This is a genomic window from Micromonospora coxensis (assembly GCF_900090295.1).
GTDB lineage: Bacteria > Actinomycetota > Actinomycetes > Mycobacteriales > Micromonosporaceae > Micromonospora > Micromonospora coxensis.
Genome location: NZ_LT607753.1, coordinates 3,028,327 through 3,044,716, shown reverse-complemented (window position 1 = coordinate 3,044,716; position 16,390 = coordinate 3,028,327). Strand labels below are relative to the sequence as shown.

The 16,390-nt window shown below is 74.5% G+C and carries 16 protein-coding genes and 1 riboswitch; of the genes, 7 read left to right on the top strand and 9 right to left on the bottom strand.

Translation table 11 applies throughout. The features are described 5' to 3' along the window. Window positions 1–52 precede the first annotated feature (52 nt). Window positions 53–706 carry a DUF4232 domain-containing protein gene (locus GA0070614_RS13735; protein WP_231933629.1) on the bottom strand — a complete coding sequence of 218 codons (654 nt, stop codon included), beginning with the start codon at window positions 704–706 and terminating at the stop codon, window positions 53–55. Between the two features lie 157 nt (window positions 707–863). On the opposite strand from GA0070614_RS13735, the gene GA0070614_RS13730 reads away from it, so the two are divergent. After that, entirely contained in the window at window positions 864–1,310 is a 447-nt protein-coding gene (locus tag GA0070614_RS13730; RefSeq protein WP_088976328.1) for a DoxX family protein, read from the top strand. Between the two features lie 64 nt (window positions 1,311–1,374). Here GA0070614_RS13730 and GA0070614_RS30230 read toward each other — a convergent pair whose 3' ends face one another. The 3 genes from GA0070614_RS30230 to GA0070614_RS13720 are packed head-to-tail and all read right to left on the bottom strand — an operon-like array spanning window position 1,375 to window position 2,536. Further along, window positions 1,375–1,524 (bottom strand): hypothetical protein, encoded by a 150-nt coding sequence (locus tag GA0070614_RS30230; protein ID WP_157744990.1) that lies wholly within the window; start codon window positions 1,522–1,524, stop codon window positions 1,375–1,377. After that, window positions 1,521–1,829 carry a hypothetical protein gene (locus tag GA0070614_RS13725; RefSeq protein ID WP_088976327.1) on the bottom strand — a complete coding sequence of 103 codons (309 nt, stop codon included), beginning with the start codon at window positions 1,827–1,829 and terminating at the stop codon, window positions 1,521–1,523. The genes GA0070614_RS30230 and GA0070614_RS13725 overlap by 4 nt, the downstream gene beginning before the upstream one ends. Then, window positions 1,829–2,536 carry a hypothetical protein gene (locus tag GA0070614_RS13720; protein WP_088976326.1) on the bottom strand — a complete coding sequence of 236 codons (708 nt, stop codon included), beginning with the start codon at window positions 2,534–2,536 and terminating at the stop codon, window positions 1,829–1,831. Before GA0070614_RS13720 ends, GA0070614_RS13725 begins: the two co-directional genes overlap by 1 nt. Window positions 2,537–2,699: 163 nt before the next feature. Further along, window positions 2,700–2,832, top strand: a riboswitch (SAM riboswitch). 10 nt (window positions 2,833–2,842) lie between these two features. On the opposite strand from GA0070614_RS13720, the gene thrC reads away from it, so the two are divergent. After that, on the top strand, window positions 2,843–4,132 hold the full coding sequence (gene thrC, locus GA0070614_RS13715; RefSeq protein ID WP_088976325.1) for a threonine synthase: 1,290 nt from the start codon (window positions 2,843–2,845) through the stop codon (window positions 4,130–4,132). Between the two features lie 343 nt (window positions 4,133–4,475). Next, the gene (locus GA0070614_RS13710; protein ID WP_088976324.1) at window positions 4,476–5,495 is read left to right on the top strand and encodes a GNAT family N-acetyltransferase; all 1,020 of its coding nucleotides are present in this window, start codon (window positions 4,476–4,478) and stop codon (window positions 5,493–5,495) included. A 33-nt stretch (window positions 5,496–5,528) separates the two neighbouring features. Here the strand turns inward: GA0070614_RS13710 and GA0070614_RS13705 are convergent, their stop codons facing one another. Further along, on the bottom strand, window positions 5,529–5,819 hold the full coding sequence (locus GA0070614_RS13705; protein ID WP_088976323.1) for a hypothetical protein: 291 nt from the start codon (window positions 5,817–5,819) through the stop codon (window positions 5,529–5,531). 183 nt (window positions 5,820–6,002) lie between these two features. Here GA0070614_RS13705 and paaN point away from each other — a divergent pair, with 183 nt between their 5' ends. Next, complete coding sequence (paaN, locus tag GA0070614_RS13700) at window positions 6,003–7,676, top strand: phenylacetic acid degradation protein PaaN (protein WP_172892431.1); 1,674 nt, start codon at window positions 6,003–6,005, stop codon at window positions 7,674–7,676. A 223-nt stretch (window positions 7,677–7,899) separates the two neighbouring features. On the opposite strand, the gene GA0070614_RS13695 is transcribed toward paaN, so the two are convergent. Then, the gene (locus GA0070614_RS13695; protein ID WP_088976321.1) at window positions 7,900–8,430 is read right to left on the bottom strand and encodes a GNAT family N-acetyltransferase; all 531 of its coding nucleotides are present in this window, start codon (window positions 8,428–8,430) and stop codon (window positions 7,900–7,902) included. A gap of 220 nt (window positions 8,431–8,650) precedes the next feature. Here GA0070614_RS13695 and GA0070614_RS13690 point away from each other — a divergent pair, with 220 nt between their 5' ends. The 3 genes from GA0070614_RS13690 (at window position 8,651) to groL (ending at window position 12,323) form a co-directional block, all read left to right on the top strand. Beyond that, entirely contained in the window at window positions 8,651–8,854 is a 204-nt protein-coding gene (locus tag GA0070614_RS13690; protein WP_013288855.1) for a cold-shock protein, read from the top strand. Between the two features lie 494 nt (window positions 8,855–9,348). Beyond that, window positions 9,349–10,425 carry a hypothetical protein gene (locus GA0070614_RS13685; protein WP_197701440.1) on the top strand — a complete coding sequence of 359 codons (1,077 nt, stop codon included), beginning with the start codon at window positions 9,349–9,351 and terminating at the stop codon, window positions 10,423–10,425. 275 nt (window positions 10,426–10,700) lie between these two features. Beyond that, on the top strand, window positions 10,701–12,323 hold the full coding sequence (gene groL, locus GA0070614_RS13680) for a chaperonin GroEL (protein ID WP_088976320.1): 1,623 nt from the start codon (window positions 10,701–10,703) through the stop codon (window positions 12,321–12,323). 79 nt (window positions 12,324–12,402) lie between these two features. Here the strand turns inward: groL and GA0070614_RS13675 are convergent, their stop codons facing one another. From GA0070614_RS13675 to GA0070614_RS13665, 3 genes are all read right to left on the bottom strand, one after another. Continuing rightward, window positions 12,403–12,645, bottom strand: a complete 243-nt coding sequence (locus GA0070614_RS13675) for a hypothetical protein (protein WP_231933628.1) — start codon at window positions 12,643–12,645, stop codon at window positions 12,403–12,405. A 101-nt stretch (window positions 12,646–12,746) separates the two neighbouring features. Beyond that, entirely contained in the window at window positions 12,747–13,667 is a 921-nt protein-coding gene (locus tag GA0070614_RS13670) for a GNAT family N-acetyltransferase (RefSeq protein ID WP_088976319.1), read from the bottom strand. Window positions 13,668–13,713: 46 nt separating this feature from the next. Then, window positions 13,714–16,251, bottom strand: coding sequence for a S8 family serine peptidase (locus GA0070614_RS13665; RefSeq protein WP_088976318.1), 2,538 nt, complete (start codon window positions 16,249–16,251; stop codon window positions 13,714–13,716). Between the last annotated feature and the right edge of the window lie 139 nt (window positions 16,252–16,390).

Here is a 16,390-nt window from a genome sequence, read left to right as displayed (position 1 = left end):
CGGGCTCGCCGGGTCGCCGACACGTTGACGGGCGGGGGCCCGTCGTCGGGGTTCAGAGTCGGCTGTCCGGTGGTGGGGTGGCCTCGGCCGGTGCGCCGGTCGGCGGCACGCTCGGTGCCGGCTCTTCACGTCGCGTCCAGGCGCTGACCCCGAGCCGGCCGGTGTTGCCCAGGTCGATCGAGCTTCCCAGGTCCACCGGGACCGTCGGCCGGCCCGCCACCGGGGCGACCTCCAGGAACCTGCCGTCGGCCGGCGGCACGGTGGGGTTGTCGACCAGGTTGCGCCAGATGAGGGCGGCGCCGGCCCGTTCGCCGGGGCGGAGCACGAGCTGTCGGGGTGGCGCGTCGAAGCCGGCGGTGATCCCGCGAGCGCCCTGGACGATCCGGACCTCGATCGGGTCCCCGTCGACATCTCGCAGGCTGGGGACCGGCCAGCCCTTGAGCCGGTACGGGGTGCTGCCGCAGTTGACCAGCTCGATGCCCATCGCCCGCAGGCCCATGGCGGCGTTGCCGCCGAGCGCGGTGATCCGTACGCCGCCGGGTGGGCAGTGGTCGGGCGGAGGGGCGGTGGTGGGCGAACTGGTCGGCGCGGTGGTGGTCGGGTACGTCGGCGCGGGCGCGGCGGACGGCGCGGGTACGGCGGCGCAGCCGGCGACCAGCGCGGGAACCGCGATCATGGACAGTCGGCCCGCTCTCGTCCTCGTCACCGTCGGATCCTGGCACGGCCCGGACCTGCCGTGGGGGCGGGCCGCCGCCTCCGGGCGACCGACTCCGAGGGACCTTCCCACCAGCAAGGATTGTATTAACTTCAATACATCGATGCCTCATCCTGGAGTGACCTGTTCCACTCCCTTGGAGGTGTCGATGAATCTCGACCGTCTGAAAGGTCCCGCCCTGTCCCTGTTCCGCATGGTCGTCGGCCTGCTGTTCCTCTGCCACGGACTGGCGTCGCTCTTCGGCGTCCTCGGTGGCAACCGGGGCAGCGGCGAAGCCGTACCGGTCGGCCAGTGGCCGGGCTGGTGGGCCGCGCTGATCCAGGTCCTGTGCGGCGCGCTGGTGCTGGCCGGCCTCGCCACCCGACCCGCCGCGCTCGTCGCGTCCGGCTCGATGGCGTACGCCTACTTCGTGGTGCACCAGCCCGAAGGGCTGCTGCCGCTGCGCAACGGCGGTGAGCTCGCCGCGCTCTTCTGCTGGTCGTTCGCCCTGGTCGTGGTGCTCGGCCCGGGCCCGTGGGCGCTCGACGCGCTGATCCGCCGCAGGCGCGGCGAGGCCGTGGCGCCCGTGTCCGGGCGGACCTCCGTCCCCGCCTGACCCGACCGCGGCACACGTCGCCGGATGCCGGTCCCCCCGGGGTCTCCGGCGACGTGCCTCTCCGTCAGGGCGCGTACGGCTGGTCGGTGTGACCCACCTCGACGAGCGTCGTGCCGGAGAGCCGGTAGACGGAGGTGCGCCGGACGTCCACCTCGGCGAGGCTCCGCCCGGCCGACCGGGTCAACCAGACCGCCGTGGCCTTCCCGTCGGTCACGCTGATCCGCTCCAGCGGCGTACGGTCACCCAGGTCGGCCAGCGCCCGGAACACCGCCTCCCACCGCTGCCGTGCCGGGCCACCAGCGTGAAGAAGGTGCCGCTGCCCCCGCTGTTCAGGGCGACCGCGCCGACCGCGTCAACCGTCGCGTCGCCGTCCAGGTCGCCGACACCGCACGCCTGCTGCAACGTCACCGTCGTGCCGTCGCGCCCCCGCCAGGTCCCGTCGTCCAGGGTGACCGGCGCCGCGAGGCCCCGGTAGCGGACGGTACTGCCGGCAGCGGTGACCGGCGCCGCCGACCGCATCAGGGGGTGTACGGCGCGTCGGTGTGGCTCACCTCGACCAGCGTCGTGCCGGAGAGCCGGTAGACCGAGGTGCGCCGGATGTCCAGCTCGGCCATGCCCCGGCCGTCGCTGCGGGTCAGCCAGACGACGGTGGCCCGCTGCCCGGAGACGCTGATCGAGGTCACCGGGTTGCGGTCACCCAGGTCGACCAGGGCCCGGTAGACCGGTTCCCCGCCGGAGTTGCGCCACACCGCGACCGTCCAGAACTGTCCGGTGCCGCCGGCCCGCAGCCGTACCGTGCCGACCGCGTCCGCCGCCCCGTCGCCGTCCAGGTCGCCGATGCCGCACGGCTCCTGCAACTCGACGCTCGCCCCGTCCTCGCCGTTCCAGATCCCCTCGGTGAGCGGGATGTGGTCGGGATAGCCGTTGTACGGGGCCGCGGCGCTGCCGAGCTGCGCGCCCGCGAGCTGCGCGCAGGTGAGCGCGGGCGTGGTGGGCGGCTTCGGCTTCGGCGGGGCGGGCTTGGCCGGGGCGCTGGGGGCGCCGGACGGCGATGCGGTGGCGGGGTCCGCGCTCGGTGCGATCGCGGCCGGGGCGGAGGCGCCGGGCGTCGCCGCCGCAGGCGTGACCGTGGTCGACGCGCTGGCGGTGGTACCGGAGTCACCTCCGCACGCGGTGAGCAGGCAGGCCAGGGCGAGGGCCGCGAAGCTCGGCAGGGTCCGGCGCATGGGCGGAGGTTCCTCTCTCGATGATCGGGTGTCCGCACCGTACTGACCCCGCGCCACCGTCCCCGGCGGGCGCGGTCGCGGCGTCCGGCGGGATGGCTCACACCGTGGGAACCCGGGTGGGCGAGCGTCGCGGATCTGCTTAGACTCGGCGGCACAACTGCATACCTCATCCAGAGGGGCTGAGGGATACGGCCCGACGACGCCCCGGCAACCACCCGCACGCTCGATGACGAGCCGGCGCGGGCAGGTGCCAATTCCGTCCCCGCCGCAGGGTGCGATGCGGGGAAAGATGAGAGGACTCTCGGCATGACGTCGACGCTTCCCGCCGCCCCCGGTATCGACACCACCGCCAGCCCCGCCCGCGCCCTGGTCTGTCGCGCCTGTTCCGCGCGCTACCCGCTGGCCGCCCAGCACGCCTGCTTCGAGTGTTTCGGGCCGCTGGAGGTCGACTACGACACCGCCGCGCTGGCCACCGTCACCCGCGAGCAGATCGAGGCCGGCCCGCAGAACATCTGGCGGTACGCCGCGCTGCTGCCCGCCGGACAGGACCCGGCCACCCGGGTCACCCTCGACCCGGGGCTGACCCCGCTGGTCGCCGCCCCGAACCTCGCCGCCGAGCTGGGCATCACCGCGCCGCTGTGGGTCAAGGACGACAGCGCCAACCCGACGCACTCGTTCAAGGACCGGGTCGTCTCGGTGGCGCTGACCGCCGCCCGCGCGCTCGGATTCACCCGGTTCGCCTGCGCCTCGACGGGCAACCTGGCCAACTCGGTCGCCGCCCACGCCGCCCGGGCCGGGGTGCCCTCGGTGGTCTTCATCCCCGGCGACCTGGAGCAGGGCAAGGTCGTCACCACCGCCGTCTACGGCGGTGAGCTGGTCGCCATCGACGGCTCGTACGACGACGTGAACCGGCTCTGCGGGGAGCTGGTGGAGACCGACGAGTTCGAGGACACCGCCTTCGTCAACGTCAACGTCCGCCCGTACTACGCGGAGGGCTCGAAGACCCTCGGGTACGAGGTGGCCGAGCAGCTCGGCTGGCGGATCCCGGCCCAGGTGGTCATCCCGATGGCCAGCGGCGAGCTGCTCACCAAGATCGACAAGGCGTTCTCCGAGCTGGTCGAGATCGGCCTGGTCGAGGCCCCGGCCGGCGGCTGGAAGGTCTTCGGCGCGCAGTCCGCGGGCTGCAACCCGATCGCCACCGCCCTGCACGACGACCGGGACACCATCACCCCGGTCAAGCCCACCGGCATCGCCAAGTCGCTCAACATCGGCGACCCGGCCGCCGGCCTCTACGCCCTGGAGGCGGTGCGCCGCACCGGGGGCTGGATGGAGTACGTGGACGACGAGGAGATCCGCGAGGGGATCCGGCTGCTCGCCCGTACCACCGGGGTGTTCGCCGAGACGGCCGGCGGGGTGACCGTGGCGGTGCTGCGCAAGCTGGTCGAGTCCGGCCGGCTCGACCCGACCGCCGAGACCGTGGTGTTCAACACCGGCGAGGGCCTCAAGACGATCGACGCGGTCGCCGGCCAGGTCGGCCCCACCCACCGCATCAAGCCGTCCCTGCGCGCCGCCCGCGACGCCGGCCTGCTCTCCTGACCTCCGACCCCCTCGACGCCGTTTGCGGCGTGTCGCGGTGTCCCGCCCGCCTGACACCGCGACCCGCCGCAAACCGGGGCGGGGCGGGCGGGCCGGAGGGTGGGACGGATCCGCCGGGTAACTGGCTTTTCGCTGTGAGTGCGGAAAATCCGCAGAGAAGGACTTGACGACAGGAACCGGACGGCGCAAGATGCTCCGTGCGGGAGGGCATCCGCCGGAGACTTTTCAAGTTCTTGCGACCCAACGCCGGAGGCGTTGTGCGGACGTCCCTCCCGACCAACGTCCGAAGGGGCCGGCGGAAAATCGCTGGCCCCTTCGCTGCGTCTCGGCCAGGCTCGCCGCCATGGGCATCGACGTCGCACCGCTCGACCTCGCCGATCCGGCCGCCGTCGAGGCGGCGTACCGGATCGGCGCCGCCGCCGAGGCGGTGACCCTGCCGGGCCTGCCGCCGTACTGCCGGCGGCGGTTCGAGGCGATGATCCGGTTCCCGATGCCGGGCATGGACATCCGCTGGGTGCTCGCCCGCGTCGACGGAGCGCCGGCCGGCTGGCTCTGCCTCCGGCTGCCCCAACTGGACAACACGGACAACGCCGAGGTCGAACTGGTGGTCGACCCGGCGTACCGGCGGCGCGGCGTGGGCCGGGCGCTGCACCAGCACGGCCTGCGGCTGCTCCGCGCGGCGGGGCGCAAGCGGCTCGTCGGCGCGACCGTGTCGGCCCTGCCGGGCGGCCCCGAGCGGGATCCGGCCGGGGACGCCTTCGCCGCCGCGCTGGGCGCGCGTCGCGTGCTCGTCGAGGTCCGTCGCCGGCTCGACCTCACCACGCTCGACCGGGCCGCCCTCGACGCCCTCGCCGCCGACGCCCGGGCCGCGGCGGCCGGCTACCGCACGGTCCGCTGGCGGCAGGCCACCCCCGAGGAGTACGTCGCCGACGTCGCCTACCTGGAGGGCCGGCTGATGACCGACGCGCCCACCGGCGAGCTCGAATGGGAGCAGGAGCGGTTCGACGCGGACCGGATCCGGGGCATCGAGCGGGCGCTGGACGCCCGGGGCGCCCGGCGCTACCACCTCGGGGCGGTGCACGAGGCGACCGGTCGGCTGGCCGCCTGGACCCTGATCAGCCTGGTGGCCAGCAGCACCTGGCACGCCTGGCAGCAGATCACCATCGTCGACCCGGACCACCGCGGGCACCGGCTCGGCCTGCTCACCAAGATCGAGAACCTGGGGCACGCCCTGGCCCACGAGCCGGAGCTGCGGGCCGTCGACACCTACAACGCGGCCGAGAACGCCCACATGATCCGGATCAACGAGCAGCTCGGCTTCCGCCCGCTGGACGCCTCCACCGAGTGGCAGCTGACCCTCTGAGGCGCGGACGCCCTCCGCCCGTGCGCCCGGGGATCAGCCCTGCTCGTGGGCAACCTCCAGGTTGACGTAGCGGGGAGTCCCCTTCGCCAACTTGCGCATCCGTTCGGCGTACGCGCCGGTCTCCGGCCGCCCGCTGTGCGCCATCGCCTGCTCGTAGCTGTCGAACTCGGCGACCATGACGAAATGGCCCGGACGTTCCCGGTCCTCCGCCATCACGAACCGGCTGGGACCCCCGTCCGGGTGCTCCCGCGCCCACTCCTCGCTGAGTTCGCGCACCTTGTCCCGCTGGTCCGACTCGTACTCGATCACCTGGACGAAGGGCATCCGGGACACCTCCTGTCGAATTCTCCGCTGACCCGGTGGCCCGGGTTACCCGGCACCGGCCCGGCCATTCCGCCCGACGGTGCGCGCCGGCGACCGGACACCCCGGTTCCAGTGGCCGGCGACGATCTCCAGTTGTGACACGCCCCTACTGATCTGGTGGCCGACTGTTGCATGATGGCGGGCATGACGGAGACCCCGCAGGCCCTGTACGACAGGCACGCCGACACCCTCAACCGGGCGTTGACCGCGATCACGGAGCGGGCCTACTGGTCCGCCTACCCCGAGTCCCCCAGCCCCCGGGTGTACGGCGAGACCGCCGCCGCCGACGGCAAGGCGGCGTTCGAGGCGTACCTCGACGGCGACTTCCCCCTCGACCAGCCCGGCGACGGCGACCGGGTCGCCACCGAAACCAGCCCGTTCGGGCTGGCGCTGAACGTGCGCTACCCGCACGCGGGCGCCGACGAACTGGTCGCCGCCGCCACCGCCGCCCTGCCGGCCTGGCGGGACGCCGGCCCGCAGGCCCGGGTGGGCGTCTGCCTGGAGATCCTGGCCCGGCTGCACCGGCACATCTTCGAGCTGGCCAACGCGGTGCAGTTCACCAGCGGCCAGGCGTTCGTGATGGCGTTCCAGGCCGGCGGCGCGCACGCGCTGGACCGGGCGCTGGAGGCGATCGCCTACGCGTACGCCGAGATGACCCGGCACCCGGGGACCGCCGGTTGGGAGAAGGCGGCCGGCAAGGGCGACCCGCTGCGGATGACCAAGACGTTCCACGTGGTGCCCCGGGGGGTGGCCCTGGTGATCGGCTGCAACACCTTCCCGACCTGGAACTCGTACCCGGGCCTCTTCGCCTCGCTGGCCACCGGCAACCCGGTCGTGGTCAAGCCGCACCCGCGCGCGGTGCTGCCGCTGGCCATCACCGTGAAGTACGCCCGCGAGGTGCTCGCCGAGGCCGGCTTCGACCCGAACCTGGTGCTGCTCGCCCCCGAGGCCCCGGGCGAGAAGCTCGCCTCCACGCTGGCCCTGCACCCGGCCGTCAAGATCGTCGACTTCACCGGCTCCACCGAGTACGGCGACTGGCTGGAGGCGAACGCCCGGCAGGCGGCCGTCTACACCGAGAAGGCCGGCCTCAACGCGGTCGTCGTCGACTCCACCGACGACTTCGCCGGCATGTGCCGCAACCTGGGCTTCACGCTCACCCTCTACAGCGGCCAGATGTGCACCACCTCGCAGAACATCCTCATCCCGGCCGGCGGCATCGAGACCGACCAGGGGCACAAGAGCTTCGACGAGGTGGCCGCCGGCATCGCCGCCGCGGTCGGCAAGCTCACCGCCGACCCGGCCCGGGGTGTCGAACTGACCGGCGCGATCGTCAACGACGGGGTGCTGGAGCGCCTCGACGAGGTCACCAAGGTCGGCGAGGCGGTGCTGGAGTCGCGCACCGTCGCGCACCCGTCGCTGCCCGGCGCGGTGGTGCGTACGCCGACCATCGTCAAGCTGTCCGCCGGGGACACCGAGGTCTACGGCAGGGAGTGGTTCGGGCCCATCTCGTTCGTCATCGCCACCGACTCCACCGAGCACAGCCTGGAGATCCTCCGCTCGACGGTGGGGGAGAAGGGCGCGCTGACCGCCGCCGTCTACTCGACCGACCCGTCGGTGCTGGACGCCGCCGAGGCCGCCGCGATCGACGTCGGGGTGCACCTGTCCTGCAACCTGACCAGCGGCGTGTTCGTCAACCAGTCGGCCGCGTTCTCGGACTTCCACGGCAGCGGCGCCAACCCGGCCGCCAACGCCGCGCTGACCGACGGCGCGTACGTGGCGAACCGGTTCCGGGTCGTGCAGTCGCGTCGGCACGTCTGAGTCTGGGGGTTTCCGGGGCAGCCCACCCCGCTCCGGGCGGTCAGGCTTGATCCCTGCGCGGGGCGGGCTGCCCCGGAAACCCTCGGGTCCGGCCGGTCGTGGGGTGGCTCCTGGCCGCCCGGACCTTGGGGATCATGGGGGCGCCGCCTGCGTGACAGTCCTACCGTTCAGGTGGCTGTCCGCGGCGGCGTCCTCCCGCGCTCGGCGCTGCCGTGCGGTCAGGTCAGGCGGGGCGGCGCATCTGGAGTTCGCGCATGGCGGGGACGGTCGGGTGCGGCACCCGTACCCCGGTGTCGGTGAAGCCCAGCCGCTGGTACGCCCGGTAGGCGCGGTCGTTGCCGACCACCACCTCCAGCATCAGCTCCGGCCGGCCGCACGAGCGCGACCAGGCGGCCACCCCGTCGATCAGCGCGCCGAGCAGACCCCGGCCGCGCCAGGCGGGCGTGACGTAGACGGCGTACACGACCGTCAGGCCGGGCTCGTCGGGCGACACGGTGCCGCCGGCGTGCCCGACCAGCCGGCCCCCGGGGTCGGCGACGAACTGGGCGGTCTGGCAGCCCTGCGAGACGTGCGCGATCCGGGCGGCGTAGTCGGCGTGCGGGCGGGCGGCGGCCTGCGCGACGGTCTCCAGGAAGGCCAGCGGCGAGTCCGCGAGCATCTCCAGCCGCAGCGCCCGCATCCGGGCGGCGTCGGCGGGGCGGACCCGCCGCACGGTCGCCGTCCGGGCGTCCGGCGGCGCCGGCAGAGGTGTCATGCCACCTGCATACCCCAGTGACCGTCACCGATGGGGGTGGCGGTCGTCGCGCGCCGGAATATGCCCGTTTTGTGGTCGTGCGCCGTCGTCACGCCTCGTGTAGCGTGCGATTTCGGTCACCGATTCAGCGGCCGTCGCCGATCGCCGAACGGTGGTCGTCCGGTGCCGGCCCGCCGGCCTCCGGGGTTGTGGAACGCCGCGCAGAGTGAGGAAGTGCACCGTGGCACAGGGCACCGTGAAGTGGTTCAACGCCGAAAAGGGCTACGGCTTCATCGCCGTCGACGGCGGCCAGGACGTCTTCGTCCACTTCTCCGCCATCGAGATGGACGGCTACAAGGCGCTGGACGACGGGCAGCGGGTGGAGTTCGAGATCGCCCAGGGTCAGAAGGGGCCGCAGGCCGAGCGGGTCCGCGTCATCGCCTGACTCCGGCCCGACCCCGCTCGCCGGTCGGTCCCCTCCCGGGGCAGCGGCGCGAGCGGGCGCCAGGGAAGATCATGAGCCGTTCCAGCCGTCGTCGCTGAGGAGGGCTCATGTCCGACCAGTCCCCTCCGGGTTCTCCCGAACCCGGTTCTGTGGGTTCGTCCGGCCCCGGTGGCCACCCCGAGCCCGCCGACCCGGCCGTGCCCCGGCAGTCGACCGGTCCCGCCCCGTCGGACCAGCCCCCCGCAACGGGCCTCGACGGGCCGGACCAGCCGGTCGCCGCCGGGCCCGGTGGGCCGACCCGCCCCGAGGCGGACGAGCCTGCCCCCGGGCCGAGCACCCCGGCCCCGGCCGCCCCCGCGCCGGGCCCCTCCGACCCGACCGCTCCCGCGCCGGTCGCCCCCGACCCGACCGTTGCCGGGCCGACCGCTCCCGACCCGGCCGCCGCCGGGCCGACCGCTCCCGCCCCGGGCGTTTTCGGAGGACCGGCGGCCGCCATGCCCGCCGGCCCGCCCGGCTCCACCGCGCCCGCCGGCCCGCCCGCCTCCACCGCGCCGGGAGGTCCGGCGGCCACGGCGCCCGGCCAGCCGGTGTACCCGTGGGATCCGGCCGCGCCGAGCCACGTCTTCCCGCCCACCGGCGGCTTCCCGCCCGGCGCCGGCCCGTACGCCGGATTCCCCCCGGGCTACCCGCCGTACGGCGGTCACCTGCCGTACGGTTGGCCGGGCGGAGGTGGATGGGACCCGGACGACCCGCTGGTCAACCCGCCGCACGCCGGCGTCAACGGCTGGTTCGCGCGCTGTGCCGGAGCGGTGCGTCGCGGCTGGCGTCTGCTGCTGCCGCTGCTCTTCCTCACCCAGGTGCTGCCCGGCCTGGCCCTCTCGCTGGTCTCGCTCGCGCTCAGCCCCGGCGCCGGGGACGAGCTGCCGGCGGACGGCTCCCTGCCCGACGGCTTCCTGACCGACCTCGCCGTGTTCGGCTCCGTCGTGTTCCTGGTCAGCCTGCTGCTCAGCCTGGTGCAGTGCGTCGGCTGGGCGGGCGGCACGTGGGTGGTCGCCCGGCAGGCCGCCGGTGAGCCGGTCGACCTCGGCGGCGCGGTCCGCTACGGCCTGCGCCGCGCGCCCGGCCTGTGGGGCTGGCAGTTGCTGGTCTCCCTGCTGGTGCTGGTCGGGGTGTGCTTCTTCGTGCTGCCCGGCGTCTACCTCGCCTTCGCGCTCGCCCTCGTCGGCCCGGTCTACCTCTTCGAGCGGCAGAACCCGATCGGTCGCTCGTTCCGGTTCTTCCACGACCGGCTCGGGCTGGTCCTCGGCCGGGTGGGCCTGGTGGCGCTGGCGCTGCTCGCCGGTGGCCTGATCGGCTTCGTGCTGGAGACCGTCGCGACGGCCCCGTTCGGCGCCGACCCGTTCGGCAGCCCGGCCGCGGTGACGGCGGTGGTGGCGGTGACCGTGGTGTCGTCCGTGCTGACCCTCCCGGTCCAGCTGATCCAGCTCGTCGGACTGGTCGCCACGTACGCCGAACAGCGGGCCCAGGAGGGCCCGGTGAACGCGGCCCGGCTGGCGGCCGAACTCGGCTGACCGGACCGGAGTGTGCTTGCACTCGGCAGGGGAGAGTGCTAAACAAGTCATTGGCACTCGCATACCGTGAGTGCCAATGGTCGGGGCGGTGGGGCCACGGTCGCGGAGACGTTCCACAACGTCGCCGGGGCACATGGCCGGTCGTCGCGGGCTATCCGGCCCGGCCGAAGGACGTCGTCGTCGCCAGGTGGCGACGTCCCAAGGTGCGTACACCAGGCGGCCCATCCGGGGCACACACTCGGGTGGCCCGTGAGTGTCCAGGAGGACAACGCCGTATGGCCAAGATGATCGCGTTCGACGAAGAGGCGCGCCGCGGCCTCGAGCGGGGCATGAACCAGCTCGCCGACGCCGTGAAGGTGACGCTCGGCCCCAAGGGCCGCAACGTCGTGCTCGAGAAGAAGTGGGGTGCCCCCACCATCACCAACGATGGTGTGAGCATCGCCAAGGAGATCGAGCTCGAGGACCCCTACGAGAAGATCGGCGCCGAGCTGGTCAAGGAGGTCGCGAAGAAGACCGACGACGTCGCCGGTGACGGCACGACGACGGCGACCGTCCTGGCCCAGGCCCTGGTCCGCGAGGGCCTGCGCAACGTGGCCGCCGGCGCCAACCCGATGGCCCTGAAGCGGGGCATCGAGGCTGCCGTGGCCAGCGTCTCGGAGGAGCTGCTCAAGCTCGCCAAGGACGTGGAGACCAAGGAGCAGATCGCCTCCACCGCCTCCATCTCGGCCGGCGACACCAGCGTCGGCGAGATCATCGCCGAGGCGATGGACAAGGTCGGCAAGGAAGGCGTCATCACCGTCGAGGAGAGCAACACCTTCGGGCTGGAGCTGGAGCTCACCGAGGGTATGCGCTTCGACAAGGGCTACATCTCCGCGTACTTCATGACCGACCCGGAGCGCATGGAGGCCGTCTTCGACGACCCCTACCTCCTGATCGTCAACAGCAAGATCTCGTCGGTGAAGGACCTGCTCCCGATCCTGGAGAAGGTCATGCAGTCGGGCAAGCCGCTGCTGATCATCGCCGAGGACATCGAGGGCGAGGCCCTGGCCACCCTGGTCGTCAACAAGGTCCGGGGCACCTTCAAGTCGGTCGCCGTCAAGGCGCCGGGCTTCGGTGACCGCCGCAAGGCCATGCTGGCCGACATCGCCATCCTCACCGGTGGCCAGGTCATCAGCGAGGAGGTCGGCCTCAAGCTGGACGCCGTCGGCCTCGACATGCTGGGCCGCGCCCGCAAGGTCGTGGTGACCAAGGACGAGACCACCATCGTCGACGGTGCCGGCGACGCCGAGCAGATCCAGGGCCGGGTCAACCAGATCCGGGCCGAGATCGAGAAGAGCGACTCCGACTACGACCGCGAGAAGCTGCAGGAGCGGCTGGCCAAGCTGGCCGGCGGTGTCGCGGTGATCAAGGTCGGCGCGGCCACCGAGGTCGAGCTCAAGGAGCGCAAGCACCGCATCGAGGACGCCGTCCGCAACGCGAAGGCCGCCGTCGAGGAGGGCATCGTCCCGGGTGGTGGCGTCGCGCTGGTGCAGGCCGGCAAGACCGCCTTCGACAAGCTGGACCTGACCGGCGACGAGGCGACCGGCGCGCAGATCGTCAAGATCGCGCTGGACGCCCCGCTGCGGCAGATCGCCGTCAACGCCGGCCTGGAGGGTGGCGTGGTCGTCGAGCACGTCCGCAACCTCGAGGCGGGTCACGGCCTCAACGCCGCCAACGGCGAGTACGTCGACCTGCTGGCCGCGGGCATCATCGACCCGGCCAAGGTGACCCGTTCGGCGCTGCAGAACGCCTCGTCGATCGCGGCGCTCTTCCTCACCACCGAGGCCGTCGTGGCGGACAAGCCGGAGAAGACCCCGGCCGCCCCGGCTGGTCCGGGTGGCGGGGACATGGACTTCTGAGTCCAGCTCCACAACGCCGAGAAGGGGCGGGCCGCGTCAGCGGTCCGCCCCTTCCGCGTCAGCTACGCCGAGTGGGCGGTCAGGGCAGTGGCCGGTGGTTGCGCCGCTTCTGCGTCCGGTCGTACGGCGGGGGGACGGGGACCGGCTCGTCCACCACGGTCACCGGCTCGTCGACCGTCGGCTCGTCGATGCCGGTCATCTCCGCCATCTGCTCGGCGTCGCCGTAGTCCCGTCGGTCGAACGGCACCGGGGTGGGCGGGTCGCCGATCGGCGCCCAGGCACCGGGCACCGCGTCGTCGGTCTGCTCGTCGTCCGTGGTCATGGCCGCCTCCTCTACCGAAACGGTAGGGGGCGTCGATCACCCGCGCGGGTGAACAGCGCTATGTGGTGATCTATCCGTTATGCCGGGCCAGGCTGACCGGCTCAGAGCGTCCGGCGGTACAGGAAGAAGACCCGCTCGATCCGGGCGCCCGCGCTGCCCGAGTAGAACGGCACCGGCCCCACCCAGCCGATCTGCGCCGCGTCGACCCCGGCCGCCCGCTGGTCGGCCAGGCAGCGGCGCAGCAGCACCCCGCCGATGCCCGACCCCGCCGCCTCGGGCGCGGTCCCCATCGGCCCGAACCAGCTCGGCCGGGACGACCCCCAGGCCGCGAACCCCAGGACCTGTCCGTCCCGCTCCGCCAGGTGGCAGCCCGCGTCCTCGCGGCCGACCGAGCCGGCCAGCTCGCCGTCCCAGGTGCCGCCGAAGGTGGACCGGGCGAACGCGGCCAGCGCCGGCAGGTCCGCCGGCTCCGCGCGGCGTACCGCGATTCCCCGGTCGGCGAGCCGGGCCTCCGCCGGCGCCGTCGTGCGCAGCGCCGGCGATCCGTCGTACGACAGGTCGGCGGTCATGTTCCAGGCGGTACGGTCCTGCCGGTAGCCCGCCGCCATCGCCAGGCAGACCGCCGGGGTGTACCGCACGTCGATGCCCGGCCAGCCGTAGTACGGCGGGTTCCCGGCCAGCAGCACCTCGGCCGCGCCGAGCCCGGCGAGCCGCTGCTCCGCCCCGGTCAGCAGCGCCCGCCCGACGCCCCGGCGGCGGTGCTCCGGCTCGACCGCGAGCAGGTCCACGTGTCCCAGTCGGGGGTCCGCCGCCGAGAGCGACCCGATCAGCACCCCGACCAGTTCCTCACCCGCGTACGCCCCGAGCGCCAGCACCGGACGGTCGGCGGCGGCCCGGGTCCACAGGGTGTCGACCAGGGGACCCGCCTCGGCGGCGTCCTCGGGCAGGTCGAGCGCGCGCCCGCAGAGGGCGACGGCGTCGGGCGCCCGGTCGACGGGCAGTTCGGCGAGGCGCAGCTCCATGGTCGCCGACCCTAGATCAACCACCACGGGTCGGCGCAAGACCCGCTCAGCCGGCGCGGGCCGCCCGCACCGCCGCGTACGCGTCGACGATGCCGGCGCCGGTGGTGTCCCGACCCGCGCACGACGGCCGGGTGGTGCCGGCGCGGACGCTCTCCCCGGCCGGCGCCGCCGTGTCCCGGAGGATGTCCCGGGTGCGCGTCAGGTCGCCGACGAGCGCCGGGTTCGCCGACCACATCAGCGCCACCACGCCCGCCACCTGCGGGGTCGCCATGGACGTGCCGTCGAGGGTGGCGTACCCGCCGCCGGGCATCGCGGAGAGCACCTCCGCGCCGGGGGCGAGCAGGTCCGGCTTGGCCGCGCCGCCCGGGGCGGGCCCCCGGCTGGAGAACTCGGTGACCGCCCGCTCCCGGTTCACCGCGCCGACGGTCAGCACGTCCGGGTACGGCGCGGGCGGGTCGGCGATCGAGCCGCAGTACGGCCCGGTGTTGCCGGCGGCGGCGACCACCAGGATCCCGGCGGCGGCCAGCGCGGCGGTCGCCGGGCGCAGCACCCCGACGTCGCAGCCCTCGATCGGCGGGCAGCCCCACGAGTTGGTCAGCACGTCCGGCGCCCGCGCCGGCCGGCCGTCGGTGAGCGGGTCGCCGCCGGGCGGGAAGGGGGCCAGCATGAACTGGAGACAGTCCAGGTAGTGCGCCGGGCTGCCGAGGTTGCGGTCCAGGTTGACGCACCCCACCCACTGCGCCCCCGGGGCCACCCCGATCCCGTCCCGGCCGACGGCGCTGCCCACGGTGTGGGTGCCGTGCCCGCCGGAGTCGTCCGGGGCGCGGGTGCCGTCCCACGGGTCGTACCAGGAGTCGTCGCCGCCCCGGAATCCGGCGGCGAGCGCCGGGTGGCGGCCGTCCACCCCGGAGTCGGAGCTGCCGACCACCACGCCGGACCCGGTCACCCCCAGCTCGGACCAGACCCGGTCGGCCCCGATCATCCGGACGTTCCACACCGGCTCGGCCGGGGCCGGCCGGTCACCCCCGGTGGTCGGCGCGGGGGCGGGCACCGGGCGGACCCGCTGGCTGACCAGCACCCGGGCCACCTCCGGCCGGCCGGAGAGCCAGGCCCGCACCGCCGGCCCGCCGTCGGTCTCGATCGCGTTGACCAGGTAGTACGGCGTGGGACGCAGCCGCAGCCGGGTCAGCTCCCGCCGCAGGTCGCCCTGGGTCCGGTCGGCGGTGTCGACGAGCCGGCGGTACACCTCGGCGGCGCGGGCGTCCCGACCGGCGCGCCCCGGCGTTCCGGCCGGGACACCGGAGAGGTCGGCCTGTTCGCGGAGCACCACCAGCAGTCGTTCCCCGTGCAGGCCGGGCTGCCCCGGGCCGGCCGCGACCACCCCGGCCGTGACCAGCAGCGCGGCGGCGGTCACCGCGGCCACCCGCCGGCTCGGCGGCCGGGCGCCGGGCCGGGCCAGCAGCACGCCGTACCCGAGGGCGAGCAGGACCGCGACGGCGAGCCCGACCCCGGCGGCCACCGCCACCCAGTACGGCACGTCGCGGGCCGTGGCCAGGAGCAGGGTGATCTCCTCCGGGTCGGTGAGGGCCAGCGGGCCGAGCACCGCGAGCCCGACCAGCCAGCCGGCCCCCGCCGACGTGCCGTCGCCGCCGCCGCGTGCGGCGTCGGCGGGCGGGCCGTCGGCGTCGCCGGCCGGGCGGGCCCGGCGTACGGCGGTGGCGTGCAGGGCGGCCAGGGCGAACGCCGTCGGCGGCAGGACCAGCAGCAGGGGCAGTTGTGCCCCGGACTGCCCGACCCCGGCGGCGACCAGCAGCAGCGCCACCCCGGCGACCAGGCCGCCGACCAGCACCAGCCGCGCCGGACGGGGTGGCGCGCCGACGGTGAAGCGGGCCCAGAAGGCGCTGTCGAGCAGGCTCCCGGCCAGCGCCCCGAGCGCCGCCGCCGCGAGCGCGGCGAGGAGCGTCTCCAACAGCCCGCCGAGCGCCCCCACCCAGACCCAGGGCAGCAGCAGGGCCAGCCCGCCGGCCATCCCGAACAGGGTGACCGGGCCGGGCGTCCGCGCGGTCTTCCCGGCCGGCCGGCGCAGCGTGCCGCCGTCCGCCGGGTCCGCGGCGCCGGCGCCCGACGGGCGATCCGCCGCCGGGGCGGCGCTGCGGGGGGCGAGTCGGCGTACCACGAGAGCGGCCGACGCGGCGGTGGCCGCCAGCGCGGCCAGGTACGCCTCGTGGTGCACCGGCGGGATCGCCCGGAGCAGCCCCAGCACGCCCAGCGCCAGCGCCGCCGCCAGCCAGGCCCGGCCGCTCGCCCGGACCGCCGCCGAGCGGGGCAGCCGGGCCAGCGCCAGCGCCGGACCGCCGACCAGCAGGACGGTGGCCAGCCCGACCACCGGCCAGAGCCAGACCACCCGCGCCAGCCCGGAGGCGAGCAGGACCTGGTCGGTCACCCAGCCGGTGAGCTGGCTGACCACGGTGAACCCGACGGTCCACAGCCCGGCCAGGACCGCCGCCACCACCGGCCACGGGCTGGCCGGTCCGGCGACGGGCGGGGCGTGACCGACGTTCCGGTGGGGAGGCTCGGCCTGCATGGCAGCCACTCTCCCACGCCCGTCGCCCGGCCGGCCCCGGGTGGCGGGCGACGCCCGGGAGGTCGTCACGGACCGTGACCGTCGGTCGGACGTCCTGACGGTGACCGACCGTGGTCGCGCGGGTGTCGCCGGGTACCCG